Origin of the sequence: Enterobacter sp. RIT637, assembly GCF_019718755.1 — a bacterium.
Lineage (GTDB): Bacteria > Pseudomonadota > Gammaproteobacteria > Enterobacterales > Enterobacteriaceae > Enterobacter.
The window spans coordinates 1-562 of sequence record NZ_JAIHAZ010000134.1 but is presented as its reverse complement, the minus strand read 5'-3'; the positions used below and the strand labels follow the sequence as shown (position 1 = coordinate 562).

Here is a 562-nt window from a genome sequence, read left to right as displayed (position 1 = left end):
GAACTGATCACTATCCCGCCGATGCACGATGTGCAGCTGTGGGAGGACTATGAAGAGGCGCGTCTGGCCCTGTTCAACAGCGCGCGCACCGGCGTCCCGGCCCCACGTTATTTCAGTCGTTAAACTAGCGCTCCAGCTGGTCGCCGTACTCCCGCATCCAGGCGGCCAGCGGAGAGAGCGCGCTTTGCAACGTCAACCCTAACGCCGTGATCTGATACTCCACCCGCGGCGGGATTTCCGGATAAATGGTGCGCGACACCAGCCCACGCTGTTCAAATAATCGCAGCTGTTTGGTCAGCTCTTTTTGTGTGATGGGGGCGGCGGCGCGCAGCAAATCGCCAAAACGCACCGGGCTGTTCAGCACAATCAAACGATAGAGAATGGGGATTGCCCATTTGCCCGAAATCAAATTCACAAACTGCGTCATCGGACAGGATTCCGTCGCAGAATTTTTTTCGCAGGTTAGTTCGCCTGTTTGCGCCATAGCACACCCTTCGCCTCATTAGTATCCAAATGGTACCTGGTTTCTTTTGGATACTAACGTTTCTATAGTGCTTTCTCC

Annotated in this window: 1 protein-coding gene and 1 pseudogene; one reads left to right on the top strand and one right to left on the bottom strand. The window is 55.0% G+C overall.

Annotation, left to right across the window (positions count from 1 at the left end; all coding sequences use genetic code 11):
• A pseudogene (locus tag K5E19_RS24305) lies at window positions 1–123 on the top strand (SDR family oxidoreductase); the annotation flags it as partial.
• Between the two features lies 1 nt (window position 124).
• Here the strand turns inward: K5E19_RS24305 and K5E19_RS23605 are convergent.
• Entirely contained in the window at window positions 125–484 is a 360-nt protein-coding gene (locus tag K5E19_RS23605; RefSeq protein WP_100780665.1) for a helix-turn-helix domain-containing protein, read from the bottom strand.
• Window positions 485–562: the final 78 nt, after the last annotated feature.